27 protein-coding genes are annotated in these 26,089 nt (G+C 63.6%); 14 read left to right on the top strand and 13 right to left on the bottom strand.

The window, feature by feature from the left end; all coding sequences use genetic code 11:
• Positions 1-170 precede the first annotated feature (170 nt).
• The 3 genes from NKI29_RS22185 to choV all read left to right on the top strand — a co-directional run bounded on the left by NKI29_RS22185 (position 171) and on the right by choV (position 3,257).
• Positions 171-1,106: a choline ABC transporter substrate-binding protein gene (locus NKI29_RS22185; protein WP_023679505.1), complete on the top strand. Its 936-nt coding sequence runs from the start codon at positions 171-173 to the stop codon at positions 1,104-1,106.
• 118 nt (positions 1,107-1,224) lie between these two features.
• Entirely contained in the window at positions 1,225-2,079 is an 855-nt protein-coding gene (choW, locus tag NKI29_RS22180) for a choline ABC transporter permease subunit (protein WP_254819158.1), read from the top strand.
• Positions 2,076-3,257 carry a choline ABC transporter ATP-binding protein gene (gene choV / locus NKI29_RS22175; RefSeq protein ID WP_023679503.1) on the top strand — a complete coding sequence of 394 codons (1,182 nt, stop codon included), beginning with the start codon at positions 2,076-2,078 and terminating at the stop codon, positions 3,255-3,257. Before choW ends, choV begins: the two co-directional genes overlap by 4 nt.
• 236 nt (positions 3,258-3,493) lie before the next feature.
• Here choV and NKI29_RS22170 read toward each other — a convergent pair whose 3' ends face one another.
• Both NKI29_RS22170 and NKI29_RS22165 read right to left on the bottom strand, forming a co-directional pair.
• The gene (locus NKI29_RS22170; protein WP_023679502.1) at positions 3,494-4,903 is read right to left on the bottom strand and encodes an ATP-binding protein; all 1,410 of its coding nucleotides are present in this window, start codon (positions 4,901-4,903) and stop codon (positions 3,494-3,496) included.
• Positions 4,900-5,616 carry a response regulator gene (locus NKI29_RS22165; protein ID WP_352568020.1) on the bottom strand — a complete coding sequence of 239 codons (717 nt, stop codon included), beginning with the start codon at positions 5,614-5,616 and terminating at the stop codon, positions 4,900-4,902. Before NKI29_RS22165 ends, NKI29_RS22170 begins: the two co-directional genes overlap by 4 nt.
• A 237-nt stretch (positions 5,617-5,853) precedes the next feature.
• Here NKI29_RS22165 and NKI29_RS22160 point away from each other — a divergent pair, with 237 nt between their 5' ends.
• From NKI29_RS22160 to clpS, 3 genes are all read left to right on the top strand, one after another.
• Positions 5,854-6,198, top strand: coding sequence for a hypothetical protein (locus NKI29_RS22160; RefSeq protein WP_023679500.1), 345 nt, complete (start codon positions 5,854-5,856; stop codon positions 6,196-6,198).
• A gap of 34 nt (positions 6,199-6,232) precedes the next feature.
• On the top strand, positions 6,233-6,448 hold the full coding sequence (locus NKI29_RS22155) for a hypothetical protein (protein ID WP_352456451.1): 216 nt from the start codon (positions 6,233-6,235) through the stop codon (positions 6,446-6,448).
• Between the two features lie 257 nt (positions 6,449-6,705).
• Positions 6,706-7,011, top strand: a complete 306-nt coding sequence (gene clpS, locus NKI29_RS22150; protein ID WP_023679498.1) for an ATP-dependent Clp protease adapter ClpS — start codon at positions 6,706-6,708, stop codon at positions 7,009-7,011.
• A 172-nt stretch (positions 7,012-7,183) separates the two neighbouring features.
• On the opposite strand, the gene NKI29_RS22145 is transcribed toward clpS, so the two are convergent.
• The 4 genes from NKI29_RS22145 to NKI29_RS22130 are packed head-to-tail and all read right to left on the bottom strand — an operon-like array spanning position 7,184 to position 14,012.
• Positions 7,184-9,271 carry a hypothetical protein gene (locus NKI29_RS22145; protein ID WP_352456452.1) on the bottom strand — a complete coding sequence of 696 codons (2,088 nt, stop codon included), beginning with the start codon at positions 9,269-9,271 and terminating at the stop codon, positions 7,184-7,186.
• Between the two features lie 3 nt (positions 9,272-9,274).
• The gene (locus NKI29_RS22140) at positions 9,275-12,097 is read right to left on the bottom strand and encodes a DUF4159 domain-containing protein (protein WP_352568019.1); all 2,823 of its coding nucleotides are present in this window, start codon (positions 12,095-12,097) and stop codon (positions 9,275-9,277) included.
• A complete protein-coding gene (locus NKI29_RS22135) occupies positions 12,094-13,008 on the bottom strand; it encodes a DUF58 domain-containing protein (protein ID WP_352568018.1) in 915 nt (304 codons plus the stop codon). The genes NKI29_RS22140 and NKI29_RS22135 overlap by 4 nt, the downstream gene beginning before the upstream one ends.
• Positions 13,008-14,012, bottom strand: coding sequence for an AAA family ATPase (locus NKI29_RS22130; RefSeq protein ID WP_023679494.1), 1,005 nt, complete (start codon positions 14,010-14,012; stop codon positions 13,008-13,010). The genes NKI29_RS22135 and NKI29_RS22130 overlap by 1 nt, the downstream gene beginning before the upstream one ends.
• A gap of 146 nt (positions 14,013-14,158) precedes the next feature.
• Between NKI29_RS22130 and NKI29_RS22125 the strand changes: the two genes are divergently transcribed.
• From NKI29_RS22125 to NKI29_RS22115, 3 genes are read left to right on the top strand one after another with little or no spacing between them, the layout of a single operon-like run.
• The gene (locus NKI29_RS22125) at positions 14,159-14,788 is read left to right on the top strand and encodes a DUF1285 domain-containing protein (protein WP_023679493.1); all 630 of its coding nucleotides are present in this window, start codon (positions 14,159-14,161) and stop codon (positions 14,786-14,788) included.
• Between the two features lie 13 nt (positions 14,789-14,801).
• Positions 14,802-15,434 carry a CoA pyrophosphatase gene (locus NKI29_RS22120; RefSeq protein ID WP_023679492.1) on the top strand — a complete coding sequence of 211 codons (633 nt, stop codon included), beginning with the start codon at positions 14,802-14,804 and terminating at the stop codon, positions 15,432-15,434.
• The gene (locus NKI29_RS22115; RefSeq protein WP_352568017.1) at positions 15,431-16,699 is read left to right on the top strand and encodes a CCA tRNA nucleotidyltransferase; all 1,269 of its coding nucleotides are present in this window, start codon (positions 15,431-15,433) and stop codon (positions 16,697-16,699) included. The genes NKI29_RS22120 and NKI29_RS22115 overlap by 4 nt, the downstream gene beginning before the upstream one ends.
• A 3-nt stretch (positions 16,700-16,702) precedes the next feature.
• Here the strand turns inward: NKI29_RS22115 and NKI29_RS22110 are convergent, their stop codons facing one another.
• From NKI29_RS22110 to hemF, 3 genes are all read right to left on the bottom strand, one after another.
• Positions 16,703-16,888: a DUF1059 domain-containing protein gene (locus NKI29_RS22110; RefSeq protein ID WP_023679490.1), complete on the bottom strand. Its 186-nt coding sequence runs from the start codon at positions 16,886-16,888 to the stop codon at positions 16,703-16,705.
• A gap of 280 nt (positions 16,889-17,168) precedes the next feature.
• Positions 17,169-17,429 (bottom strand): DUF1344 domain-containing protein, encoded by a 261-nt coding sequence (locus NKI29_RS22105; protein ID WP_023679489.1) that lies wholly within the window; start codon positions 17,427-17,429, stop codon positions 17,169-17,171.
• Positions 17,430-17,686: 257 nt separating this feature from the next.
• Entirely contained in the window at positions 17,687-18,601 is a 915-nt protein-coding gene (gene hemF, locus NKI29_RS22100; RefSeq protein ID WP_352456466.1) for an oxygen-dependent coproporphyrinogen oxidase, read from the bottom strand.
• 103 nt (positions 18,602-18,704) lie between these two features.
• On the opposite strand from hemF, the gene NKI29_RS22095 reads away from it, so the two are divergent.
• Positions 18,705-18,962, top strand: a complete 258-nt coding sequence (locus NKI29_RS22095; RefSeq protein ID WP_023679487.1) for a hypothetical protein — start codon at positions 18,705-18,707, stop codon at positions 18,960-18,962.
• Between the two features lie 36 nt (positions 18,963-18,998).
• Here the strand turns inward: NKI29_RS22095 and NKI29_RS22090 are convergent, their stop codons facing one another.
• The 3 genes from NKI29_RS22090 to NKI29_RS22080 all read right to left on the bottom strand — a co-directional run bounded on the left by NKI29_RS22090 (position 18,999) and on the right by NKI29_RS22080 (position 20,541).
• Positions 18,999-19,349 carry a hypothetical protein gene (locus tag NKI29_RS22090; protein ID WP_156937440.1) on the bottom strand — a complete coding sequence of 117 codons (351 nt, stop codon included), beginning with the start codon at positions 19,347-19,349 and terminating at the stop codon, positions 18,999-19,001.
• Between the two features lie 119 nt (positions 19,350-19,468).
• Positions 19,469-19,912 carry a redox-sensitive transcriptional activator SoxR gene (gene soxR / locus NKI29_RS22085; RefSeq protein ID WP_023679485.1) on the bottom strand — a complete coding sequence of 148 codons (444 nt, stop codon included), beginning with the start codon at positions 19,910-19,912 and terminating at the stop codon, positions 19,469-19,471.
• Between the two features lie 170 nt (positions 19,913-20,082).
• Complete coding sequence (locus tag NKI29_RS22080; RefSeq protein WP_023679484.1) at positions 20,083-20,541, bottom strand: tRNA (cytidine(34)-2'-O)-methyltransferase; 459 nt, start codon at positions 20,539-20,541, stop codon at positions 20,083-20,085.
• Between the two features lie 283 nt (positions 20,542-20,824).
• Here NKI29_RS22080 and NKI29_RS22075 point away from each other — a divergent pair, with 283 nt between their 5' ends.
• The 4 genes from NKI29_RS22075 to NKI29_RS22060 are packed head-to-tail and all read left to right on the top strand — an operon-like array spanning position 20,825 to position 25,499.
• Entirely contained in the window at positions 20,825-21,367 is a 543-nt protein-coding gene (locus NKI29_RS22075; RefSeq protein WP_031212588.1) for a hypothetical protein, read from the top strand.
• A gap of 26 nt (positions 21,368-21,393) precedes the next feature.
• Positions 21,394-23,283, top strand: a complete 1,890-nt coding sequence (locus NKI29_RS22070) for an ABC transporter ATP-binding protein (protein ID WP_023679482.1) — start codon at positions 21,394-21,396, stop codon at positions 23,281-23,283.
• Positions 23,280-25,160 carry an ABC transporter ATP-binding protein gene (locus tag NKI29_RS22065; RefSeq protein WP_023679481.1) on the top strand — a complete coding sequence of 627 codons (1,881 nt, stop codon included), beginning with the start codon at positions 23,280-23,282 and terminating at the stop codon, positions 25,158-25,160. The genes NKI29_RS22070 and NKI29_RS22065 overlap by 4 nt, the downstream gene beginning before the upstream one ends.
• 24 nt (positions 25,161-25,184) lie before the next feature.
• Complete coding sequence (locus NKI29_RS22060) at positions 25,185-25,499, top strand: DUF6665 family protein (protein ID WP_352568014.1); 315 nt, start codon at positions 25,185-25,187, stop codon at positions 25,497-25,499.
• Positions 25,500-25,526: 27 nt separating this feature from the next.
• Here the strand turns inward: NKI29_RS22060 and NKI29_RS22055 are convergent, their stop codons facing one another.
• Positions 25,527-25,883, bottom strand: coding sequence for a cupin domain-containing protein (locus NKI29_RS22055; protein WP_023679479.1), 357 nt, complete (start codon positions 25,881-25,883; stop codon positions 25,527-25,529).
• Positions 25,884-26,089: the final 206 nt, after the last annotated feature.

Raw genomic sequence — 26,089 nt, 5'->3', positions numbered from 1 at the left:
CGACTTCCATCCGGAAAGCGGCGGGCGTGTCGCTGATCGGCCAGCCTGCGCCGTTGTTCGTGATTGCCTTAGTGCTTGAAACCGCAGCAGAATGATGTTTGGCTGACGGAACAAAGGCGGAGATAAAACCGTCGCTTCGCTTCACCGAGAACTGAAATGGGAGAATTTTCATGTCGCGTATGAGTTCATTCGTCGCCGGCCTCGGCCTGGCGGCTTTTCTATCCACGACTGGGGCCTTCGCCGGCGATCCGGAAAGCTGCAAGACGGTGCGTCTGTCCGATGTCGGCTGGACCGACATCCAGGCGACCACCGGCGTCGCCTCGGTGCTGCTCACGGCGCTCGGCTACGAGCCGCAGGTGATCCAGCTTTCGGTGCCGGTGACCTATGCGTCCCTGAAGAACAAAGATCTCGACGTGTTCCTCGGAAACTGGATGCCGTCGATGACCAACGACATCAAGGACTATGCCGCCGAAGGCTCGGTCGAGACCGTCAGTGAAAATCTCAGCGGTGCCGGCTACGGCATCGTCGTTCCGACCTATGTCGCCGATGCCGGTGTCAAGACGCTGACCGATCTCGGCAAATTCAAGGACAAGTTCGACGGCAAGATCTACGGCATCGAGGCCGGCAATGACGGCAACCGCATCATCCTCGACATGATCAAGGATCCGAAGACCAATCTCGAAGGCTTCGAACTGGTCGAATCTTCCGAGGCCGGCATGCTCACCCAGGCCGACCAGTCGATGAAGAACAATGAATGGATCGCCTTCCTCGGCTGGACGCCGCATCCGGTGATGGGCGCCATGAAGATCACCTATCTCGAGGGGATGGGAGATAGCGGCTTTGGTGCTGCCACCGTGCATACCAATGTACGCAAGGGCTACATGAGCGAATGTCCGAACGCCGGCAAGTTCATCGCCAATCTGAAGTTCAACCTGGACATGGAAGGCGAGATGATGGACGCGATCCTGAAGGGCGGCGACGCCAATACGGTCGCGACCGACTGGCTGAAGAAGCACCCGGACGCGGTCGCTCCCTGGATCGCCGGCGTCACCACCTTCGACGGCGGCGATGCGGCGGCTGCGGTGAAAACGGCGCTCGGAAGCTGACCCGACCATCTGGCATGACGAGACAAGGGGCAGCCACGGTAGAAATGGCTGCCCTTTTTCATATCCTGTGACAAGATGACCGTCCGGCGAAGGACGGCGCCGGTAGAAGAGGGGCTAGATGGATCCGATCTCCAAATTCCTGGTCAGTTACAAGATTCCCATCGGGGCATGGGGGAAGGCGTTTTTCGGCTTTCTCACCGACAATTTCGACACCATCTTCAGGGCTTTTTCCAACAGCCTCAACTTCCTGCTCGACGGCATCGTCGACGGGCTGCTGTTGCTGCCGCCGGTTCTGCTGATCGCGCTGATCGCTCTGCTCGCCTATTTCCTGCAGCGCTCGAAAGGCCTGGCTTTGGCGGTATTCATCGGATTGCTGTTCATCCTCAACCAGAACCTGTGGAAGCAGACGGTGGAGACGCTGGTGCTGGTGGTCGCCGCCGCCGCCGTGTCGATGGCCATCGGCGTGCCGCTCGGCATCTGGGCCGCGCACAAGCCGAAGGTGTATCGCGTCATGCTGCCGGTGCTCGACCTGATGCAGACATTGCCGACCTTCGTCTACCTGATCCCGGTGCTGACCCTGTTCGGCCTCGGCAACGCGCCCGGCCTGATCGTCACCATCATCTTCGTCATCCCGACCTCGGTTCGGCTCACCCATCTCGGCGTCACCTCGGTGCCGAAATCGATCGTCGAGGCGGGCGAGGCGTTCGGCGCCACCAAGCGCCAGCTGCTGTGGAAGGTCGAGCTGCCTTCGGCGCTGCCGACCATCATGGCTGGGCTGACCCAGTCGATCATGCTGTCGCTGTCGATGGTGGTGTTCGCCGCCCTGATCGGCGCCGGCGGCCTCGGTACGGAAATCAACCGGGCGCTCGGTTCGCGCAGGATCGACCTCGGGCTTGAGGCAGGGCTGGCGATCGTCGTGCTCGCCATCGTGCTCGACCGGATGACGCGCATCGGCGTGGGAGGCAAGAAATGACCGTCGCCGTCGATTTCAGGAATGTCGACATCGTCTTCGGCGCCGACCAGGCAGGCTCGCTGGCGCTGATCGACAGTGGTGCCACCCGAGCCGAGATCCTCGAACAGACCGGCAACGTACTGGGCTGCGCCGGCGCCAGCCTCACCGTGAACGAGGGCGAGATCTCGGTGCTGATGGGGCTTTCCGGCTCCGGCAAATCGACGCTGCTCAGAGCCGTCAACCGGCTGAACGTCGTCTCGCGCGGCCAGGTGCTGGTCAAGGACGGCGACGGTACGGTCGACGTCGTCACCTGCGACGAGGCGACGCTTCGGCGGCTGCGGCAGAAGCAGGTGGCGATGGTGTTCCAGCAGTTCGGGCTGCTGCCGTGGCGCACGGTGGAGGAGAATGTCGGCCTTGGCCTCGAGCTCGCCGGCGTACCCGAAGCCGAGCGCAAGGAGCGGGTGAACAGGCAACTGAAGCTGGTTCATCTCGACCAGTGGTCGAAGAAATATGCGCATGAGCTTTCCGGCGGCATGCAGCAGCGCGTCGGCCTGGCGCGCGCCTTTGCCACCGAGGCGCCGATCCTGCTCATGGACGAGCCGTTCTCGGCGCTCGATCCGCTGATCCGGACCAAGCTGCAGGACGAGTTGCTGCAGCTCCAGGCCGAGCTGAAGAAGACCATCATCTTCGTCAGCCACGACCTCGAGGAGGCGCTGAAGATCGGCACCCATATCACCATCATGGAAGGCGGGCGCATCGTGCAAACCGGCGCGCCGGAAGACATCGTGCTGCGGCCCGCCAACGACTATGTCCGCGACTTCATCGCCAATGTGAACCCGCTCTCGGTGCTGACCGCGTGGAACGTCATGCGCGACCGCCGCGACCTCGAACACGGCGAGAACGGCTGGGTGTGGCTCGACCGGCGCAGGACGACGCGTTTCAAGATCGACGAGCATGGGCTGGTGGCGGCGGCCGAGCGCGACGGCAAGCCCGCGGTATGGGTGTCCTGCGCCGATGTCGAAGCCCAGCCGGAGGAGACGGCGCAGGTGTTCTGGGCCAATCCCGGCACCTCGCTGAAGACCGTGATGCTGGCCATGCATCGCTCGCAGACGGCACCGGTGGCGCTGTTCGACGACCAGTCGCGCTTTGTCGGCGCCATCGGCGTCAGGGATGTGCTGAGCGCGGTGTTGAGAAGGTAGTTTTTCTCCTTGGGGAGAGAACCAAGACCAAACGCCGAGTTCTGTCGCGCCCCCCTCTGTTCTGTCGGACATCTCTCCTACTTGGGGGAGATCGGCGGTTTCGCGGACGGCTCTCACATTCCAACGTTTGTAATTGGCGAAATCGGCGACGACGGCCAATCTTCCCACCTGTGGAGGAGGTGTCCAGCAGAACAGAGGGGGCGCGAAGGAACGCCGGCTTAGCCCGATACCGCAAGCTAAACCGCAAGCGGCAGGCGCAGCTCCGTCATCAGGCCGCCATCGGGATGGTTGGACAGGCTGACTTCGCCGCCGGCGCTACGGGCGATGTTGCGGGCGATGGTCAAGCCGAGGCCGAGGCCGCCGGTCTGACGGTTGCGCGACTGTTCCAGGCGCACGAACGAGCCGAACACGGCGTCGAGCTCGGCTTGCGGTATGCCCGGACCCTCGTCATGGATCGCCAGCGTGATTGTCTTGCCTGATTGACGCAGGCTGAGATGCGCCCTCTTGCCATAGGTCACCGCGTTCTGGACGAGGTTGGTGACACAGCGCCGTAGCGCGACCGGCCGCGCGACGCAGATCAGGCCGCGCGAGCGCGCGTCCTCATTGTCGAAGGAGACCTCGTCGAAGCCGTCGGCGATCGATTCTACCAGCGACCAGAAATCGATCCTCTCGCTCTTCTCCTCGGTCACCTCGAAAGTGGCGAAGTCGATGACCGAGCTGGCAATGCCTTCGATGTCGGCGAGGTCGTGCGCCAGTGCGGCGCGCACGGACGAATTCCTCAGCAGTTCGAGGCGCAGCCGCATCCTGGTCAGCGGCGTGCGCAGGTCGTGCGCCAGTGCGGCCGCAAGATGCTCGCGGTCCTCGACGTAGGCGCGCAGCCTCGCCTGCATGGCATTGACCGCCTTTGCCGCGGTACGCACCTCGCGGCTGCCGCTCTCGGCGATCGGCGGGCTTTTCAGGTCCTCGCCGATCCGCTTCACCGCGGTCTCCATCATCCGGTAGGGCGCCGTCAGCCGGCGCAGCGACCAGATCGAGGAAGCCACCACCAGCCCGGCGATCAAGGCATAGAGCGGCAGGCTATCGAAGCTCAGTATCGGTCCGGCCGGTGTGTTCGGCTCGGTGAAGTTCAGCCATTGGCCGTCGGCAAAGCGAAGCGAAGCGGTCAGCTTGTCGCTCTGGGCGAAATCGGCCGCCAGCACCAGCAGGTCGCGCTCGACCTGGCCGATATCGGGACCGGCGACCGTCCCACCGGGAGCGTCGGCTTCGTGCGTTGCCGGGTCGCGGCGGACCCGCGCGTCGGTGATGCCGAACTTCGATAGCCGACCGACCAATATGTCTTCCAATTCGGCCAGTTCGTCGTCGCCGGCTATCGACGAAGTAACGGCGGGCGTGTCGGAGACGGTGAGCGCATAAGTGGCGTTGAACAGGCCGGAGGCCGTCGCCTTGCGCTGTTCCGGCGTAGCATCATGCATCAGCTGCACCAGCGAGAAGGCGCGGTCGTTCAGCCGGTAGAGATCGACGACGTCATTGGCGGCGGCACGGTCGCGCGAAACGATGTAAAGGGTCGCGATCTGGCTGATCAGCAGGCCGGCGATGACGATGAGCAGCACCCAGACCGGCAGCGTTTGCGGCAGGATGCGTCTCATTCGGAGGTCGTCTCAGGCAGGAACTGGTAGCCGCCGCTGCGCACGGTCAGGATCAGCTTCGGCGTTTTCGGGTCGTCCTCCATCTTGCGCCGCAGCCGGCTGACCAGAATGTCGACGCTGCGGTCGAAGCTGTAGCCGCTGTCGCCGCCGGACAGCTCGATCAGCTGCTCGCGGCTCAGTACGCGCTGCGCGCTCTTGACGAAGGTCTGCAGGAGATTGAATTCGGCCATCGTCAGCTCGATCCTGACGTCGCCGGGCGCCATCAGCCGGCGGCGCGAACAGTCCATCGTCCAGCCGGCGAAATGGTAGATCTGCCGCGAGGCGGCGCGTCGCGGTTCGGCGGCGCCATTGCGTCTCAAGACGGCACGAATGCGTGCGAGCAGCTCGCGCGGATCGAAGGGTTTCGGCACGTAGTCGTCGGCGCCCATCTCCAGCCCAACCACGCGGTCGGTAGTTTCGGTAACCGCGGTCAGCATGATGATCGGCGTCGAATAATTGGCGCGCAACTCGCGGCAGAGCTCCAGCCCGCTCTTGCCGGGCAGCATGACGTCCAGGACGATCAGGTCGACCTGGGCGCGGCGCAGGATGGTCTCCATCTCGGTGCCGTCGGCGGCGATCGATGTATGCAGCCCTCGCTTCTGGAAAAATTCCTGAAGCAGGTCGCGAATGCCCTTGTCGTCGTCGACGATCAGTATGTGGGGGTCGGATTTCACCGGGAACCTGTCATTTGTGGATCGCCCAAGCGCTGCTTCGGCCGTCAGCCAGACGATAGAATTCAGGCCATAAGTTGGCCAGTGAAGATCGGCGGCTCGATCCGGGCTGCCCAGAAACAATCCAGAAACAAAATTCTACAATCCGGAAAAACTGCCGAAAAAAATCAAAGGCATAAGTGGTGCCGTGGCGGTCAGGTCATCGGCTGCGACACGCGTTACGGGATTACGGACAGACCAATGCAAAGGTTCTCGATCAGTCTGATGGGTGCGTTGCTTTCCATTTCGCTCGTCACGGCCGCGGTCGAACATGCCGATGCAAAACTGGCCGATGCGAAGGTGGCCAATGCAAAGGCGGCCGATGCAAAGGTGGCGACCACCCGCAGCGAGCGTTGCATCGATCTGAACCGCCAGTTTGACGAAGCCCTCGAAACCCATGCCGCGGCAACGCAGGTCACCGCTGCGAAAGCACTTCAAAGAAAGGGAAACCGGTTCTGCGCCAACAAGAAACAGGCACAGGGAATCCGGATGCTCGCGAATGCTTTGAAGCTGCTTGGAGTGACACCGATCGATCCCGTTCAGTGACACAATCCGATCTGCACAAAAAGGAAGTGAAGCCATGAAAAAGTCCCTCCTCTCCGCCCTCGGTCTCGCCATCGCGCTGGCCGTCTCGATGCCGGTTCTCGGCGCCAGCAGCGCCAATGCCGCGACCACCACCCCGGCTGCGACGACAACGACGACCGCTGCGCCGGCCAAGGCCGTGAAGAAGGTCGCTGCCAAGAAGACCGTCAAGAAGCACAAGAAGCACGCGGTCAAGGCAACTCCGAAGGCCTGATCAAGCGACATCTTTCTACCCTATGAGAAGACCGCTCCAGTTGCGATTTGCCTGGAGCGGTCGTCTTTTTTGTTGCGTGCAGACAGTAGGGCCAGTCCCGGCCCACACCCCCCGTTGAACGCCAGACGGCAGTTCCCACATAGGCACGGACTTTTGAACTGCGCCTGCCGGGAAGCCGATCGCGCGCGGTTGAATGGACGACCGCTTTTGCCCATGTCAAAATGACCGCAAAGCTGTCGTACGCAATTGCCGGTCCAATGCCTGAAATCACGACAAAACCCCGTACCAGCACGAAGCCGAAGGTCGAACGGCCGAAGCTCTACAAGGTCATCCTGGTCAATGACGATTTCACTCCGCGCGAGTTTGTCGTGACGGTGCTGAAGGCCGAGTTCAAGCTCAGCGAAGACCAGGCGCATAGGATAATGATCACCGCGCACCGGCGCGGCGTCTGCGTTGTCGCCGTCTTCACCAGGGATGTCGCCGAGACTAAGGCGGCGCGGGCAACCGATGCCGGCAAGGCCAAGGGCTACCCGCTGATGTTCACGACGGAGCCGGAGGAGTAGGGCGGTTCGCTTTCTTCCTTCTCCCCTTGTGGGAGAAGGTGGCCGAGCGAAGCTCGGTCGGATGAGGGGTGTTCCAGCTTGGCAAGGACGGCACTCCGTCCAGCACCCCTCAACCGTCTTGGCGCTGCGCGCCAATCCACCTTCTCCCACAAGGGGAGAAGGATAAACCGCGTTACCGCCCTTCGCGGTACCACATCGAGCCCATCGCCAGAAGCAGCAGGCCGAGGCCGAGGAAGCCGCCGAACAGCGGCACGCGCGAGACGGCCTTGAGCACGCTGTCGTCGGTGGTGCGCAGGCCGATCCAGTCATTGCCGGAAGCCGCGCCCGAGGAACGGACCGGGACTACGGATGGCAGCGTGACGGTGCTGGTCAGGTTGCCAATGGCCGATGCCGGCGCCAGCCGGCGAACGCTGCCGCCGGTTGCCTCAGCCGGTGGTTTCAGCCGGTTCTCGGTGGAGACGACGTCGGTGAATTCCGGGGCGTTGACCGGCCCGACATGGGCCAATGCCGTCAGGTCGCCATTGCCGACCTGATAGAGACCGATTTCGCTGGTCTCGACGCTGCCGAGGAAGACGCCTGGCTCGGATTTCTCGAGCCTGACGATCAGTGCCTTGCCGGACGGCGTGATGACTTGCGCCGGGCCGGGATCGTCGCTCATCGTCTGGCGGCGGATTTCCAGCACCATGCCGCGGCCGTCGGCGGTCAGCCGCTCTTCCTCGAGTTCGGGCTCCTTCATCAGCCAGTGGGCGATGCGCCGGTAGAGCTGGACGTGCGGGCCGCCGCCCTCGAATCCGCGCGCCCACAGCCAGCCCTGATCGGACAAAAGCATGCCGACGCGGCCTTCGCCCTTGCGATCGAGCAGTAGCAGCGGCCGGTTGTCGGCACCCTTCATCACCACCTCGCCCTCGGGGTTCTCGACGCCGATGGTGCGGAACCAGCGGCTCCAGTGCGGCGGCTCGGTCGCGGAGCCGTCGAGCCCACGCGTTACCGGATGACGCTGGCCGGTATCGGTGAGACGTGGGTAGAAGGCCTTGTCGATGACCTCGCCGGTCGGCATTGCCGGCAGTGCCGACATCAGCGGCGTGCGGGCGATCGAGCTTTCGCCGGCATATTCGGGGCCTGCCGCGATCAGTAGCGCGCCGCCCTTTTCGACATACTCGGAGATGTAGTCGTAATAGAGGATCGGCAGCACGTCGCGGTGCTGATAGCGGTCGAAGATGATCAGGTCGAAATCCTTGATCTTCTCGACGAACAGCTCGCGCGTCGGGAAGGCGATCAGCGACAATTCGTTGATCGGCGTGCCATCCTGCTTTTCCGGCGGGCGCAGGATGGTGAAGTGCACGAGGTCGACCGAAGCGTCGGATTTCAGCAAATTGCGCCAGGTGCGCTCGCCGGCATGCGGTTCGCCGGAAACAAGCAGCACGCGCAGATTTTCGCGGATGCCGTCGATCAGCGCGATGGCGCGGTTGTTGGTGTCGGTGAGTTCGCCCGGCTCGTGGTTGATGGCGAGTTCGACGATGTTGCGCCCGGCGCTGGGAATGGTCACCTGCAGCGGCATCGCCTGGCCGATGTTGGCGTGCTCGACCGATACCTGCTCGCCGTTGACCGATACGCGGACATCGACCGGGCCGGTCTCGTTGTTGGTGGCGATGACACGATACGTCATGTCGAGCGGCTTGCCAACGAGGCCGAAGCGCGGCGCATTCTCGAAGCGGATGCGGCGGTCCTTCTCATGCTCGTTGCCGGTAATCAGCGCGTGCAGCGGGGCATTGAAGTCGGGTGCGCCGGGCGGCGCGTCATGCACCTCGCCATCGGTGATCATGATGGCGCCGCCGATGCGCGACGGCGGCACGTCGCGGAAAGCATTTTCGAGTGAGGAAAACAACCGCGTCTCGGTGCGCTCGTCGGCGGCTTCGGACTTGCCGGCCTCGACGACACGGACGTCGAACTGCTTGAAGCGGCCGAGACGCTGCTGAAGCCCGGCCAACGCCTCATCGGTCTGTTTGGTGCGGTCGCCGATATCCTGGCTCTGGCTGCGATCGACGACGACCGCGACGATGCTTTTCAGCGGCTCGCGCTCTTCGTTGAGAAACACCGGATTGAGCAACGCCGCAGCCAGCGCAATCAGGGCTGTCAGGCGGAAGACCGCGCCGCGCTGGCGAAACCAAAGGCCGGCCAGCGCCAGCAGCAGCAGCGGCACCAGAACCACGGCGAGCAGCGGCCAGGTGATGAGCGGTTCGAAGGCGAGCGACCAGTTCATGGTCTATTGCCCCAGCCGTTCGAGCAGCACCGGGACGTGCACCTGGTCGGATTTGTAGTTGCCGGTCAGCATATACATCATGATGTTGACGCCGGCGCGCAGCGCATAGATGCGCTGCATCGGATCCGACGGCACCGTCGGCAATAGCGGGTCGCCATTCTCGTCGACCGCCCAGGCGCCGGCGAAATCATTGGCGGTGATCATGATCGGCGAAACGCCGTCGCCGGTGCGCACCGGGCGGTTCTCGGTGTTGCTGGCTTCGAGCGATGCCTCGACCCAAAGCGGGCTGCCGGCAAAACGGCCAGGAAACTCCGGAAGGATGTAGAAGGATTTGGTCAGCACGTGGTCCGACGGCACCGGTTCAAGCGGTGGCACGTTGAGGTTGCCGAGGATGTCGCGCAGCCGCTCCGTCGCCGGGCTGGTCGAATCCGCACCAATGCCATTGGCGAACTGGTCGCGGGTGTCGAACAAGACCGTTCCGCCCTGCTGCATGTAGGCGTCGATGCGGGCGATGGCGGCCTCGCTGGGCATCGGGGCCGAGGGATCGATCGGCCAGTAGATCAGCGGATAGAAGGAAAGTTCGTCCTTCGAGATGTCGACGCCGGCCGGTGCTCCGGGTTCGAGCGCGGTTTTTTCGATAAGAAAGCGGGTCAGGCCTTCGAGCCCGGCGCGGCTGATCGAATCGACACCCGGCTCGCCGGTCAGCACATAGGCGATCCGGGTCTTTGAAATGTCCCCGATCGCCTCCGTATCTCCCGGCTTGGCGTCGTCGGCACGCGCGACGTCCGCGTGGCCAATCAAGGCGCCGAGCGCAATCAGCAGGACGGCTGCCGTCGCCGCAGCGCCGGCACGGCGCGGCCGGCGCGACAACAGGCCGCCCATCCAGAATACGGCAAGCGTGTCGAGCACCATCAGCACCAGGGCGGCCGTGACAAGCGGACCTTTGAGGTTGCGCTGTTCGTCGAAGGCATACTGGATGGTGGTGACCGGCACCGTGATATCAGGCCGGGCCAGCGGCGTGAACGCGCTGTCGCCACCGAGCAGATTGTGAGCGAACACTCCCGTTTCCGAGCCGTAGAGGCCGGGCGGGTTTTCCAGCGTCACCGGCAGCGGGCCGGCGCCGGGCACCAGCGGCCTGGCATCCGGCGTCGGCGGCACCAGCGTGCCGTCGGCGGCGATCATGCGATAGGGTGCCAGCGACGTGGCGGCGGCCTCGGCATTGGCGACAGCCGCGCCCTGGTTGCGCGACAATTGCACGATGCGCCGCAGCATCTCGACGAAGCTGCCGGAGATCGGCAGGTTGGACCACGTCGCCTCGGGGGTGACGTGGAACAGCACGAGGGTACCCTTGTCCTTCTTCATCCCGGTCACCAGCGGCGTACCGTCGGCAAGCGTAGCCCAGGTGCGCTCGACGATGTCGGGCGTCGGTTCGGCTAGGACCTGCCTGGTGACGGTGACCTCGGTGGGCGGCGCGAGGTCGGCGAAGGGACCGGTTTTCGGGAATTCGGTGACCGGCTGCGGCGCCGTCCATGACAGCGCGCCGCCAAGCGATCGTTCGCCCGTGCGCAGCCGAACTGGCAGCAGGTCGTCGTCATTGCCGGCAGCGGCCAGCCGCGAACCGGCAAAACGCACCAGCGTGCCGCCCTTGTCGACCCAGTCAACCAGCCTTTGCCGCGCTTGTTCCGGAATGGTGCCGACATCGGCCATGACGATCATCGCCGGCTTCTGGTCGAGCAGTTGCGGGATCGCGTCGGCGAGATCGACGCTCGACGGCTCGACCAGATCGGCGAACGGCTGCAGGGCGCGGCGGATGTAGTAGAGCGGCGACAGCAGCGGTTGCGCCTGGTCGGCCTCGGCCTGCGACAACAGCCCGACGCGGCGGCGTTTTGAGCTCTCATCGAGCACGCGGACGGCACCGGCCTGGCGCTCGCCATCGAGCGCGACGTGGGCGAAGTCGTTGCGCAGTTCGAACGGCACGGCCATCGTGCCGGTGGCGGTGGATCCGCCCGGGGCAAAGGTCAGCGTCGCGTCGGCAATGCGGCGGCCCTTGTCGTCGAAGGCGCCGGCCGTCACCTGTGCAGGTGCCGGATCGCCCGGTGCGCGGATGGCGGTCAGGGCGAAGCCGTCGACCTGGTTGTCGGCGCCGGTCAGGCCGGTCAGCGACAGCCGGTCGGAGACGGCCCAGACAACGCGTGCTGCGTTCTTCGACAACAGCGTGTTGAACGCGGCTTCGTCGCCTTGCGCCGCCAGACCATCGGCGAGCACCGCGACGCTGGCGCCAGGCAGCGACTCCAAGGCTGAAGCGACGCGGGCATAGACGGCGGGGCGGTCGGTCGGGATCGGCCGCGGCTTTGCCGCGCGCAGCCGGTCGAGCGCGGCAGCGGCATCGAAGGGACCGATCTCGGCATTCGGCTTCTCGGCGGTGAAAGCGATGAGCACCGGCACGCCGTTCGAATTGGCATCGGCGATCAGCCGCTCGGCGGTGGCGACGCGCTTGCCCCAGTCGGCGGCACTTGCCCAGTCATTGTCGATCACCAGCGCCAGGGCAGCGCCCTCGGCCGGCAGCTTTTCGCGCGGATTGAAGACCGGTTCGGCAAGTGCTGCCACGACAAGCGCGGCCATCAGCAGCCTAAGCAGCGTCAGCCACCAAGGGCTCTGCTGCGGCGTTTCTTCGCGCCTCAGCACGCGGGCGAGAATCCTGAGCGGCGGAAACACCTCGGCTTGCGGCCTGGGCGGGGTCAGCCGCAGAAGCCACCAGATCACCGGCAGCGCCAGCAGGCCCCACAGCACCATCGGCGCCCCGAAGGAGAGCGGCAGCCAACTCATGCGCGGGCCCTCCCGGCAAAGCTGCCCTCGGCGGTCATCGCCATGTGGATGCGCACCAGCGCCTCGGAGGCAAGGCGATCGGTATGATTGACGGTAAAGCTCCAGCCAAGCCGTTTGCACCAGGCGGCCAGTTCCTGGCGGCGGGCGGCATAAAGCAGGCGATATTCCTCGCCCAGCATTTCGGCGCGGCCGGCGGTCAGCTTGTCGCCTGTCTCAGGATCGGTGAATTCGGTGCGCCCGGCATAGGGGAAGCTTTCCTCGGCCGGATCGGCGACCTCGACCAGATGGGCGCGCACGCCGTGGCGGGCGAGCACGTCCAGCCACGCCATGGTGTCCTCGACCGGGTCGAGGAAATCGCTGACGAGGACGATGTCGCAGAACCGGCGAATGCCGGATAGGTCGGGCTTTGCCGGCAGGTCGGCGGCGTGCATCAGTTGCGCCGCGATGCGCTCGGCGCCATTGCGGGCGGTGAACGGGTCGGTCAGGCCCGGCCAGGCAATGCGCTCGCCGCTGCGCGACAAAAGCTCGGCCATGGCCAGCGCCAGCACCAGGGCGCGCGATTCCTTGGAAACGCTGGCTCCGGTCGATTTGTAGAGCATGGAAGGCGAGGGATCGGCCCAAAGCCACACCGTGTGGGCGGCCTCCCATTCACGGTCGCGGACATAGGTGTGATCGTCGCGGGCGGAACGGCGCCAGTCAATGCGCGAGGAATCGCCTTCGACATAGGGCCGGAACTGCCAGAAATTCTCGCCGATACCGCGCTTGCGGCGGCCATGCCAGCCGGCAATTACCGTGTTGACGATGCGGCGCGCCTCGACCAGCAGGTCCGGCACCAACGAAGCCCGCAACCGGCCTCTGGCGAGCGCATCGCGCGTCGCTGCCGGTGCCTGCGCTTCACCGATGCGCGCCATCAAATCCCTTTCGCGAGCTTCGCCACAACATCGCGAACCGTGGTGCCCTCGGCGCGGGCGGCGAAGGTCAGCGCCATGCGGTGCTGCAGCACCGGCTCGGCGAGCGCGCGGACGTCGTCGACCGACGGCGCCAGCCGGCCGTCATAGAGGGCGCGGGCGCGGGTGCACAGCGTCAGCGCCTGGCTGGCGCGCGGGCCTGGGCCCCAGGCGACGTACTTGTCGGTATCGGCGTTGCCCTGGCCGGGGCGCGCTGAGCGCACCAGCTTGAGGATCGCCTCGACGACGCTTTCCGGCACCGGCATACGGCGGATGAGCGTCTGGATGTCCTTCAGCCGCGCCGGCTGCAGCACGTTTTCAGCCTTGGCATCCTCGATACCGGTGGTTTCCAGCAGGATGCGGCGCTCCGCCTCGATCTCGGGGTAGAGGATATCGACCTGTATCAGGAAGCGGTCGAGCTGCGCTTCCGGCAGCGGATAGGTGCCTTCCTGCTCCAGCGGGTTCTGCGTCGCCAGGACGTGGAACGGTGACGGCAGATCATGGCGCACGCCGGCAATGGTGACGTGGTATTCCTGCATCGACTGCAGCAGCGCCGACTGGGTGCGTGGCGAGGCGCGGTTGATCTCGTCGGCCATCAGCAGTTGCGCAAAGATCGGCCCGGAAATGAAGCGGAAGGAGCGCTTGCCGAATTCATCCTGCTCCATCACCTCGGAGCCGAGAATGTCCGATGGCATCAGGTCGGGCGTGAACTGGATGCGGCGCGAATCGAGGCCGAGCACGATGCCCAGCGTTTCGACCAGCTTGGTCTTGGCGAGGCCGGGCACGCCGACCAGCAGTGCATGGCCGCCGGCCAGCAATGCGACGAGCGTGCGCTCGACGACGCTTTCCTGGCCGAAAATGACCCGGCCGACGCCGTCACGGACCCTCGAAATGTCGGCCAGCGCTTTCTCGGCCTGCGCCACCATGTCCTTTTCGCTGATCGGGCTTTCCTTGATCATAACGCTCATGCAGCATCGATCCTTCTGGTTGGAAATTCCGCTTGGCACCTTGGTGCCGCAGAGAATGCCGCGATTCGGCCTCGCATGGCGCCTGCAATGAACTTAAATCACAGACTTAGGCTGACAAGCGGAACAACAGTGACTATTTCGTGACCATGACGGAAGCCGCCGACCATCGTGAAGAGAGGCTGACGGCCGCGACCGAGGCGCGCGGGCTGGAGGCGCTGGTCTCGCGCGCGACGCGCGCTGGCAAGGGGCCGGCGCCGGTGGAACGCTGGAATCCGGCATTTTGCGGCGATCTCGACATGGAAATCAAGCAGGACGGCACCTGGTTCTATCTGGGAACGCCGATCGGCCGGATGCCGCTGGTGCAGCTTTTTTCCTCAGTGCTGCGCAAGGACGCGGACGGTAGAACCTACCTGGTGACGCCGGTGGAAAAGGTCGGCATCCGCGTCGCCGACGCGCCCTTCATTGCCGTCGAGATGGACGTGTCGGGCGCCGGCGACGGACAAATCGTCACCTTTCGCACCAATGTCGGCGACGTGGTAGAGGCTGGGGCGGGACACCCGCTGCGCTTCGTCGATGAGGACGAGACAGGTGGCCTGAAGCCTTATGTGCTGGTGCGCGGGCGGCTGGAGGCGCTGGTGGCACGGCCGGTGATGTACGAATTGGTCGAGCACGGCGAAGAGATCGACATCGGTGGCAAGACGATGTTTGCCGTCCGTTCCAAAGGCGAGGTCTATCCAATCATGCCGGCTGAGAAACTGAAACGGCTGAGCGCATGATGGACCGCCTATGATGGATCAGGTGATGCCGTTGCCGTTTTCCGCTGCCGGGTTTCGCCAGCGCGTCGCGGCACAGCCGCTGGCGCATGCCGGCGACGATTTTGGCGACCACCGCTTCAATCCGGGCCATCCCAGGCTGAAGCTGGCCAAGGCGCTGCGCGATGCCGCCGTGCTCATCCCGGTGGTCGATCATGGCCATGAAGCCACGGTCCTTTTGACCAGGCGGGCGGAAAAGCTGCGCAACCATTCGGGGCAGGTGGCTTTCCCCGGTGGTACCATCGATCCAACCGATGCGAGCCCGGAAACGGCGGCGTTGCGCGAGACATCCGAGGAGATCGGTCTCGATAGTGATTACATCGAGATCATCGGCCGTCTGCCGGACTACGTTTCCGGCAGCGGCTATCGCATCGCCCCGGTGCTCGGGATTGTACGGCCCGGTTTCAGCCTGACGCTGAATTCCGACGAAGTCGATGCCGTCTTCGAGGTGCCGCTGGGCTTTCTGATGGACCCCGCCAACCACACCAGAGACAGTCGCATGTGGAACGACCTCGAATGGTTCTATTACGAGATGCCCTATGGCGGCCAGCGCATCTGGGGCGTCACCGCGGGCATCATCCGTACGCTTTATGAAAGGCTCTATTCGTGAGCGATCCAGTATCGATCGCGGGCAAGGCCGGGTGGCTCGGCGAACACCACCTGCAGCGCCTGCTCGCCGCTCTGACTGATGGCGGCGAGGAGGCGCGTATCGCCGGCGGTGCGGTGCGCAACGCGCTCATCGGCCAGCCGGTCGCCGACATCGACATCGCCACCACCACGGTGCCCGAGGAAACCATCCGGCGCGCCGAGGCGGCAGGCTTCAAGACGGTACCGACCGGCATCGAGCATGGCACAGTCACCGCGGTCGGCCACGGCAAGGCCTATGAGGTCACCACGCTCCGTGCCGATATCGAAACCGACGGCCGGCGCGCCAAAGTGTCGTTCGGCCGCGACTGGAAAGCCGACGCTGAGCGGCGTGATTTCACTATCAATGCACTCTATGCCGAGGCCGATGGAACGGTCGTCGATCTGGTCGGCGGTATCGCCGATATCGAAGCGCGGAGGCTGCGATTCATCGGCGATCCGGAAGCGCGTATCCGCGAGGATTATCTGCGCATCCTGCGTTTCTTCCGTTTCTTCGCATGGTATGGCGACGGCAGGCCGGATGCCGAAGGGTTGAAGGCTTGTGCCCGGCTGAAGCAGGGGCTCGACCAGCTTTCGGTCGAGCGCGTCTGGTGGGAATTGAAGAAATTGCTGTCGGCGCCGGATCCGTCGCGGGCGCTGCTGTGGATGCGCCAGGCCGGCGTTCTGACCGCCGTTTTGCCGGAAAGCGAGAAATGGGGCATCGATGCCATCCACGGGCTGACCAAGACCGAGAAGGATCTGGCCTGGGCGCCGGACCCGCTGCTCAGGCTGGAAGCCATCGTGCCGCCGGATGCCGCGCGCATGAAAACGCTTGCCGAGAGATTGAGGCTTTCCGTGAGCGAAGCAAGCCGGCTGCGGAATTGGGCGATCACAGCTGCCGTCGATCCGAAAACGACCGAAGGAGAGTTGGCGAAAAGGCTCTATTTTGGCGACCGCCAAGGCTTTGTCGATCGGTTGCGGCTGTTGCTCGCTTCCGCTCGAGCCCGCGCGATCGAGGACAATGACGCACTGCTCGAAGCCGGCGGCTTCTCGCGCCTGCTTGCCTTCGCTGCAAAATGGCAAAACCCTGTTTTTCCGGTCAAGGGCGCCGATCTGACGACGCTTGGCGCATCACCGGGGCCGAAGCTTGGTGCAACGTTGAAGAATCTCGAAAAGGAATGGGTCGAGTCCGGTTTTGCGCTTGATCGCGGCGCGCTGCTCAAGCGCGCCGCGGAGGCACTCGAATCCTGACTGTCACGCTGCGTCGCGGACCTTTTCGATGCGCGAGCGGATCGCCTCGATCATCGTCTCGCGGATCACCGTCTCGCCGTGCGTCTCGCGCAGATGCTCGACGGCACGGCGCATGACCTCAGCCTCCTCCTCGGCGCGTGTGTGCCACTCGCAGCCGGGTACGAGCGACCCGCAATGGAATTCCTTCATCGGCTTCTCCTCATTTCCTCCTTGGAGCGCCGCGCCGCGCAATGACACGGAAGCTCCAGACCTTTGACTGCGCGATCCGGAAACCGCGTCCGGTATCCGGGCTACACGCTGGCCAGCTTAGCATAACACGATCGAACGGTTTTGGTTGCCTTAGAGTGCCGTGCGTCCAAGCCGACACGCGGCCCTCTAGTGATCGGGTTGCGAAAAGGCGGAGCATCGCTGCTCCGCCCTCTTACGCTACCCAGGAGTAAGACCTCGTCTTGCTCCAGCGGGCAGGACATCACTTCACGATCTTGACTGCCTCGGCAATTTTATCCTTGCCGCTCATATCCCACGTGACGCGGACCTTTTCGCCGACCTTCAGGCCAGGATCCTTGAAGGTCTGGGGCAACGTAAAGGTGGCTCCGTTATCCAGAACTAGGCTCATCGCCGTTCCATCAAAGCTTTTGATCGTGCCGGTGGTGTGCTTGACCGCAGCGAATGCGGCAGTACCAGAGGCGAGAACGGCAGCGGCGGCTGCGGTCATAATAAGCTTGCGCATGGCATGCTCTCCTGGAAAATGCGGGCACCGCTTGGGAAAGGTGCCCCATTCAATCATGGGCCGTCCGGTCACGTCGGGTCGCGGCTCTCGGGAGTAAAGAACCGCCGGCGTTTCCCGGCCCGACGCGACAAATAGCCCAATCTTTACAATGGTATATTAGACGAAAAAGATATTTTCTGGCGCGCCTTGCGCCACATTCGCCGTCAAATTCTGGGGATTTGGACCCGATTGCGGCTCACGTCGTGCTCACCGAGATTTTACGGCCATTTCGCTTCTGGCGGCAGGCTGGACAGGATCGAGGCGACATTGCCGCCGGTCTTCAGCCCGAAGATGGTGCCGCGATCGTGAAGCAAGTTGAATTCGACATAACGGCCGCGGCGGATGAGCTGCTCGTCACGGTCGCCATCGGTCCAGTTGTCATTGAAGTTGGCGCGCACCAGATGTCCGTAGACGACGAGAAAAGATCGCCCGACGTCCTGGACGAAGTTGAAATCGGCGTCCCAGCCGCCATTGTCCTCATCCGAATGCAGCCAGTCGAAGAAGATACCGCCGGTACCGCGTGGCTCGTCGCGGTGCGGCAGGTAGAAGTACTCGTCGCACCAGGCTTTGAATTTCACGTAGTCGGCGATCGCCGCGTTCTTCTCGCAGGCAAATTGCATCGCTCTGTGGAAGGCGATCGTGTCGGGGTCGTCCTGGCTGCGGCGGCGGTCGAGCACCGGTGTCAGGTCGGCGCCGCCGCCGAACCACTGGCGCGAGGTGACGACCATGCGCGTGTTCATATGCACGGCCGGCACGTTGGGGTTCCACGGATGGGCGATCAGCGAAATGCCGCTTGCCCAGAAGGAGGGGTCCTCTTCGGCGCCCGGCATCTGCTTCCTGAATTCGGGCGAGAACTCGCCGTGGACGGTCGAGGTGTGGACGCCGACCTTCTCGAAGACGCGGCCGTGCATCATCGACATGATACCGCCGCCGCCCTTGCCGGCATCGCGTTGCCACGGCGTCTTTTCGAAGCGGCCGGGCGACCAGCTGGCCTGCGGCCCCTGCAGGTCCTGCTCGATCTGCTCGAAGCTGGCACAGATGCGCTCGCGCAACGTCTCGAACCACAGCCGTGCCTTCGTCTTCTTCTGTTCGATGTCGGCTGGCAGCCCCGCCGGTATCTCGGGTCGTTGCAAATCCTGTCTCCGGTTGCGGGCGCGCCCGACAAATGACTCGTCTTTTCCGGCCGCGATCCCTAATCTCTTGGGTGCAAGGGTCAAGTGTGAATGGAGTGCTTTGGTGCGCACCCCGGCAAGACCGCCGCTGGATGGCCTGAAGAAGAGGCTCGACCGTTCGCGCGCCGAGAACGCGCGCATGCCGCGCGACGGCTTCCTGCGCGAGACCTTCGTGCTGCCGCGCTCGGACGCTCGTCTCAAGGCGAAGGAATGGTTCGAGCGCTTTCCTAAGCAGGCCTATTGGACCGAGATCGAAAGCTGGTTCGAGCGGCCGGGCGACGTCATCGAATTCACCATCAGGCGGCTGCCGGCGGCGGATTAACGCTCCGGTCTCGAGGCTGAACGTATCAGGGCTAGTTCATCTGCCCTGAACGATCTTGATAAACACGCTTCTGTCGCCCGTTCCAAGATGCGCTCGTTTCATCTCGGCATACGTCAGGCGCCCATTCGCGAAGGCCCGCACGGTTCTTCCGCACCAGACACGTGGCGCCGCGGCTGCGCTGACATTCATGATCTTGCCAGCTTCCTGCTTCGAACTGAGAGGCGATTGCTCCGAATGCCTGATGCATTCCGTAAGCACTTTCTTATACATGGCAGGACTGCCCTGAACCAAAGTCCTTGCCGTATTCCATTCACCTTCGCTCGGCATGCATCCAGCCAACACAATGGCGCCAAGCAACGCGGCGTAAGTCTTGTATGCAAATTTCAATTCTGCCCCCCAAGGTTAGTTGCAGGGGCGTATCAAGCACGGGCACATGACCTTCACAAGACTGTATAGTGACTAACGGACAGGATAAGTTCGCTGAACCCGTCCAGACCGTCATGGCTTCAACGCACGACCAGCCTGCGGGCGCCCGCGCCGTCCCTTGCCAGCCTGTCGTTCTTATTCCGCAGCGGACATTTGTCGATCGACATGCAGCCGCAGCCGATGCAGTCGCTCAGCCCGTCGCGCAGCTTCTTGAGCTGACTAATTTTCTGGTCGAGGTCGTCGCGCCAAGCCGTCGAAAGCAGGTTCCAATCCTCGCGCGTCGGCGTCCGGCCTTCAGGCAATGATCGAAGGGCTGTGCCGATCTCGGCCAGCGAAATGCCGACCTCCTGCGCTACCTTGATGATCGCCACCCGTCGCAGCACGTCGCGGCCGTAACGCCGCTGGTTGCCTGATGTGCGGTGGCTGCGGATCAGCCCGCGTGCTTCGTAGAAATGCAGCGCCGACACCGCCACGCCGCTGCGCATCGCCACCTGGCCGACTGTTAATTCCGTTGCCGCAGCCATCTCCGATTTTCCGCTTGACCTCAAGTTAAGTTGAGCTTGTAGCGAAGAAGCCTCGAAGATGCAAACGGCAGGAGAAGGCGATGGGCGTCTGGATGAGAATGACCGGAGAGGACGCAGTGTTGCGTGAGGATGACGCCTTGGTCGCTGCGGCCGGCGATCGCGTACACATCCTAGCGGAGCTGCCGGATCGCCTCGGCCGCCACCATTGCAACGGAAAGCGCGACGTTGATGCTGCGCGCGCCGGGCTGCATCGGGATGATCAGTCGCGCATCCGCCGCCTCGTGAACGGCGTCCGGCACGCCTGCGGATTCACGGCCGAACAAGAGAATGTCGTCGCCGGCAAAAGCGAAATCCGTGTAGGCGGCAGCTGCTTTGGTCGACAGCAGCACCAGCCGCCGCATGGCAAGCTTGCGCCAGTCCTCGAAGGCGTGCCAGTCGACATGGCGGGTCAGCGCCGCCATTTCGAGGTAGTCCATGCCGGCCCGTTTCAGCGCCCGGTCACCGAGCGGGAAGCCCGCCGGTTCGATGATGTCGACGCCGAGACCGAGGCAAGCGGCGAAGCGCAGGATTGTCCCGGTGTTGCCGGCGATATCAGGCTGATAGAGCGCGATGCGGAGACGGTCGTTCATTTCCGCGTCTTTCTAATAAGTGGCAGATCAGCCACAGAGCTCTCGCGGTTTTGGAAATTCCTGGACTGGCGGGTGGTCATTTTCTGCGAAGTCGGTTATACGGCCAGCATTGTCAACCCGAACCGATGGAGGGGTAATTCATGATGGCCATGCACATCCACCACCCCTCTCGTGGGCTTACCAGCCCGACGGCGGTTTCGGTACGACGATTCTCCTGACCTTCTAGACTTCAATCGCACCGATTCCCGCCGAAACCTTTTTCGGCCTTTGAAGGAATCCTGCGATGTTTTTCAAGCTGTGGAAGGGGCTGAACGCCCCACCTGAACACGCTTCGACCGATGCCACCTTTGCCGCGCCGCGCGTGCCCGCGGCCTGGGTTGGTTCACCCTTCTACCTGCATCTTCAACTGGAGGACGGACCGATGTTCGATCCATGTAGAATACCCGGCTCAAGAAGCCTGCACGAGCGCAAGACTGCGACCTGGGCGCTTTTGATCGGCGAGACCTACTCGTCGGCGGTTCACGCCGAGACCCGCCGGCGTCCGCATCGCGGCATGCTGCCGGACGTCGATTTCTCGCGCGCCGTTCCGGACTATAGCCGGCCGTCGCTGGTGCGCCGGATCATCAGGCTGATCCGGCCTGGTGCAAAAACCAGCGCGAAAATCCGGATCGTCAAAACGTCGTCAGCATCGTCAAACGAGACTGTCGGCGAAAGGCCCGCGACAACCTATATAGCGCGAAGCAGGACCGGCGAGGCGGACGATTCCGTATCGCCGGTCCTTGACGCCATGCGGTCTGGGCACCTCGTCCGTTCGCGTGCCGCGTGAGCGGAAACAGTATTGTGAGCATCTCTATGTTTAGCTGGTTTGAAAAAAGGCTCGATCCGTTCCCTGCCAAGGAGCCGGTCGAGCCGCCGCGGACACTGATCGCCTTCTGCGTGCATTATACGCGCGGCGCGTGGCCCTACATCGCTCTCGATGCGGTACTGGTGACGGCCATCGCCCTTGCCGAGGTGTGGATGTTCGGCTTCATGGGCCGGATCGTCGACTGGCTGTCCGGACAGAATCGCGAGACGTTCCTGCAGACCGAAGGCTTGAAGCTGGTCGGCATGGCCTTCATCGTGATTTTCGCGCTGCCGGCGACGGTCTGGTTCCATTCGCTGCTCAACCAGCAGACGCTGATGGGTAATTATCCGATGCGTATCCGCTGGCAGGTGCATCGCTATCTGCTCAAGCAGTCAATGAGCTTCTATCAGGACGAGTTTGCCGGGCGCATCGCGACCAAGCTGATGCAGACCGCGCTCGCGGTGCGCGAGTGCGTCATCAAGCTCATCGATGTGCTCAACTATATCGTCGTCTATTTTCTCGGCATGCTGTTCATTGTCGGCTCGGCAGACTGGCGGCTGGCTGCGCCGCTTGCCGTCTGGCTTGCCGGATATGTCCTGCTGTTGCGCTATTTCATCCCGCGGCTGGGCAAGGTCGGCGAGGAGCAGGCCAATGCGCGCTCAACCATGACCGGCCGTGTCGTCGACAGCTACTCCAACATCCAGACGGTCAAGCTGTTCTCGCATGCGCGGCGCGAGGCATCCTTCGCCAAGGACGGTATGGCCGGCTTTCTCGATACAGTCTACCGGTCGATGCGGCTGGTGACACAGCTCTACGGCCTGCTCTACGTCCTGAATTCGCTGCTGTTGTTTTCGGTCACCGCAATCTCGCTATGGCTGTGGCTCGGCCAAGCCGTGACGATCGGCGCCGTCGCCCTGGTCATCGGCCTCGTGCTTCGGCTCTGGGGCATGTCGCAATGGATCATGTGGGAGATGTCCACGCTGTTCGAGAATATCGGCACGGTGCAGGACGGCATCGCCTCGATCTCGCTGCCGCGCCTCGTCGAAGACCGGCCTGGCGCCAAGGATATTGCCGTGACCAAGGGCGAGATCCGTTTTGAGGACATCCGCTTCCATTATGGCAAGCAGAAGGGCGTGATCGAAAGCCTGTCGCTGACGGTGAAGCCGGGCGAGAAGGTCGGCATCGTCGGCCGTTCGGGTGCCGGCAAGTCGACGCTGGTCAATCTTCTGTTGCGCTTCTATGACCTCGAAAGCGGCAAGGTCCTGATCGACGGCCAGGACATTGCGGCGGTGACGCAGGACTCGCTGCGCGCCCAGATCGGCATGGTCACGCAGGACACCTCGCTGCTGCATCGCTCGGTGCGCGAGAATATCCTCTATGGCCGGCCGGACGCCAGTGACCAGATGCTGATCGAGGCGGCGCGGCGCGCCGAGGCGCTGGATTTCATCGCCGGATTGTCGGATTCTAACGGTCGAAAGGGTTTCGACGCGCATGTCGGTGATCGCGGCGTCAAATTGTCCGGCGGCCAGCGGCAACGCATCGCCATAGCCCGTGTTATGCTGAAGGACGCACCAATCCTTATCCTCGACGAAGCGACCTCCGCCCTAGATTCCGAGGCCGAGGCGGCCATCCAGGAGAACCTCTACAGACTGATGCAAGGCAAGACCGTCATCGCCATTGCGCACCGGCTGTCGACGATCGCCGCCATGGACCGGCTCGTCGTCATGGACAAGGGCCGCGTCATCGAGGAAGGTTCGCATGAGGAACTGATTGCCAGCGGCGGGCTCTACGCCCAGCTCTGGCAGCGCCAGTCGGGCGGCTTCCTGCTCGACGACGGCCCCTCTGCCAACGATGCAGCCGCCAACGATGCACTCGTCAAGGGTGAAGCCGCCGAATGACTGCCATCTACCGCTGGTTCGAGAACTGGGTCTATCCATTCCGGGAGCCTGCGGACCTTCGGCCACCTGCCGGCGTCAGGGGTTTCCTCTGGCATTATGTCGGGCAGGCGAAGATCGCCTTCTTCGCCATGCTGCTGATCGGCGGCATCGCGCCGTTAGTCGAAGCCGGACTGTTCTATTTCGTCGGGCGGCTGGTCGACATCCTCGACCAGCTTCCCGGCGAACGCAGCTGGCACGCGTTGTGGACTGCCGCCGGCCCGGAACTTGTCTTCATGATCGCGGTGGTGCTGGTCATCCGCACCATCGTCGTCGGCCTGTCGGCGCTGGTCGACGAGCAGACGATCACGCCGGGTTTCTATAATCTGGTGCGCTGGCAGGCGCATCGCCATGTCTCGCGCCAATCCTACGCCTTCTTCCAGAACGACTTTGCCGGACGTATCGCGACCAAGGTCTGGCAGGCGGGACAGGCGACCGGCGATCTGATGGAAAGCTTCATCGAGGTCGTCTGGTTCATGGTCGTCTATACGGTGACGACGCTGGCGCTGGTCGCCGGGCTCGATCTCCGGCTGGCGGTGCTGGTGGTGATCTGGATTACCGCCTTCGGCTTGCTGGCCAGGCGCTATTTGCCGGCGATCCGCAAGCATGCCGAAGCCACCGCCGAAGCCGGCTCGATGATCACCGGCCGCCTTGTCGATTCCTATTCGAACGTGCAGACGCTGAAACTGTTCTCGGCCGATGGCGACGACCGCTACATCAGGAACGGCTTCGACATCTATCTCGACGCGCTGCGCCCGTTCACCCGCCGGCTGACCGGCGTGCGCATGGCACTGACGATGCTGTCGGGCATTATGATCACGGCGATCGCCTGCTTTGCCGTTTATCTCTGGGTCGAGGGCTCGATCACAGTCGGCGCCGTGGCTTTCACGCTGTCTTTGGTGCTGCGGCTGAACATGCTGCTCGGCCGGCTGATGATGCAGCTCAACGGCATCTTGCGGAACCTCGGCGTGCTGGAAAACTCCAAGGCGCTGATCTCACAGCCGCTCGGCCTGACCGATGCGCCGGACGCGAAAGAGATTGTCGTCGTCGGCGGGCGCATCGACGTCAGCAATGTCGAGTTCCACTACGGCAAGGGGTCCGGCGTGCTCGACGGCATCGACCTCGTCGTGCGGCCGGGCGAAAAGGTCGGCCTGGTCGGCCCGTCCGGCGCCGGCAAGACGACCTTGGTCAATCTGATCCTGCGCCTCTACGACCTCGAGAGCGGCAAGATCACCATTGACGGGCAGGACGTCTCCAGGGTCACGCAGAATTCGCTGCGCGCCAATATCGGCGTCGTCAGCCAGGATACGGCACTTTTCCACCGCTCGCTGCGCGACAACATCAAGCTCGGCATGCCGGAAGCGACCGACGCCGAGGTGGTCGCGGCAGCGAAGAAGGCCGAGGCGCACGAGTTCATCCTCGGTCTGCGCGACAATCGCGATCGTATCGGCTACGAGGCCTATGTCGGCGAGCGCGGCGTCAAGCTCTCCGGCGGCCAGCGCCAGCGCGTGGCGATCGCCCGCGTCTTCCTCAAGGATGCACCGATCCTGGTGCTCGATGAGGCGACCTCGGCGCTCGATTCCGACATCGAGGCGGCGATCCAGGAAAATCTGGCAAGGCTGATGGAAGGCAAGACGGTCATCGCCATCGCGCATCGGCTATCGACCATTGCGGCACTCGACCGGCTGGTGGTGCTCGACGAGGGCCGCATCGTCGAGCAAGGCACGCATGACGAGCTGGTCGGGCTCGACGGGCTCTATGCCAGGCTGTGGAAGCGGCAGTCCGGCGGCTTCCTGTTCAACGAAGAGAGCGCGTTGGCCGAGACCCGGCCGGCGGAGTAGTTTTATATAGAGCGGAGTGAAATCATGGCGGTGAGAATGCCATCGAATTTCGGACGGTCCGGCGCGCAGGAGAGCGCGTTGGACCTGTTTGGCCATGAAATCCTCGGTGAAAAGGCGGCAGCGCTCGGCCGCGCCGGCCGGCGCGTCGAGGAAACATTGACGAGGCTGCGCGAGAATTGCGACAGTGTCGACCGTGCCCGGCTGCTCAGGGATGCAGCCGAAGCGGTGCACGGGTATTTCATCCAGCGCGAACTCTGCGGCCTGCGCAAGCACGACGCGGTGATCCGGGAATACAACATTCCCAAGGCCGTGCTGGCCAGGCTCGGCGCTAGCGCATGATCCGAACCGGAACTGGTTTGGGAAGCGTTATTCCAGCCACTCGGTGATGAAGCTGCCGTTCTCGTGTATGTCGGTGGTTTCCAGCGGGCCTGGCCCGAGATTGGTGAATTTGTGCGGCGTGTTCGGCGGCACGATCAGGATCTGGCCGGCTGTGGCCTCGATCTGCCGGTCGCCGACGGTGAACAGGCCGGTCCCGGTCCGGATGATAAAAATCTCGCAATAGGGGTGGCTGTGCAGCCTGGGGCCGCCGCCGATCTCGGGCAGGTAGTTGAAGATCAGGCAGCTGTTGGAGCCGTAGGCGCCGCATTGCAGCTCGCCCTGCCAGTGGTCGGGCCAGTGGTCGGGCGCTTCGGCCCACTTGTCGCGGTCTATGACATGCGCCATAGGGCGAGGATAAACCGGGCCAGCGTCCGCTGTCGAGGTGAGCGCAGCCGTTTGGTTTTGCTGCTGTTTTCCAATCGTTCCGCTGGGCAAATTACGTCCCCGCGACAATCTGCCCTTGTGCCTTCACCCGTCTGGACAAAAACAGGCTTCACGCATAAACCCAAGTCCCAAATGCCGGAGGAATTCGCTAGCCTGTTCGCCATGCG

Source organism: Mesorhizobium sp. M0678 (genome assembly GCF_040320505.1).
GTDB lineage: Bacteria > Pseudomonadota > Alphaproteobacteria > Rhizobiales > Rhizobiaceae > Mesorhizobium.
The sequence above is the reverse complement of the archived record's forward strand: the minus strand, read 5'-3'. Positions and strand labels throughout refer to the sequence as shown.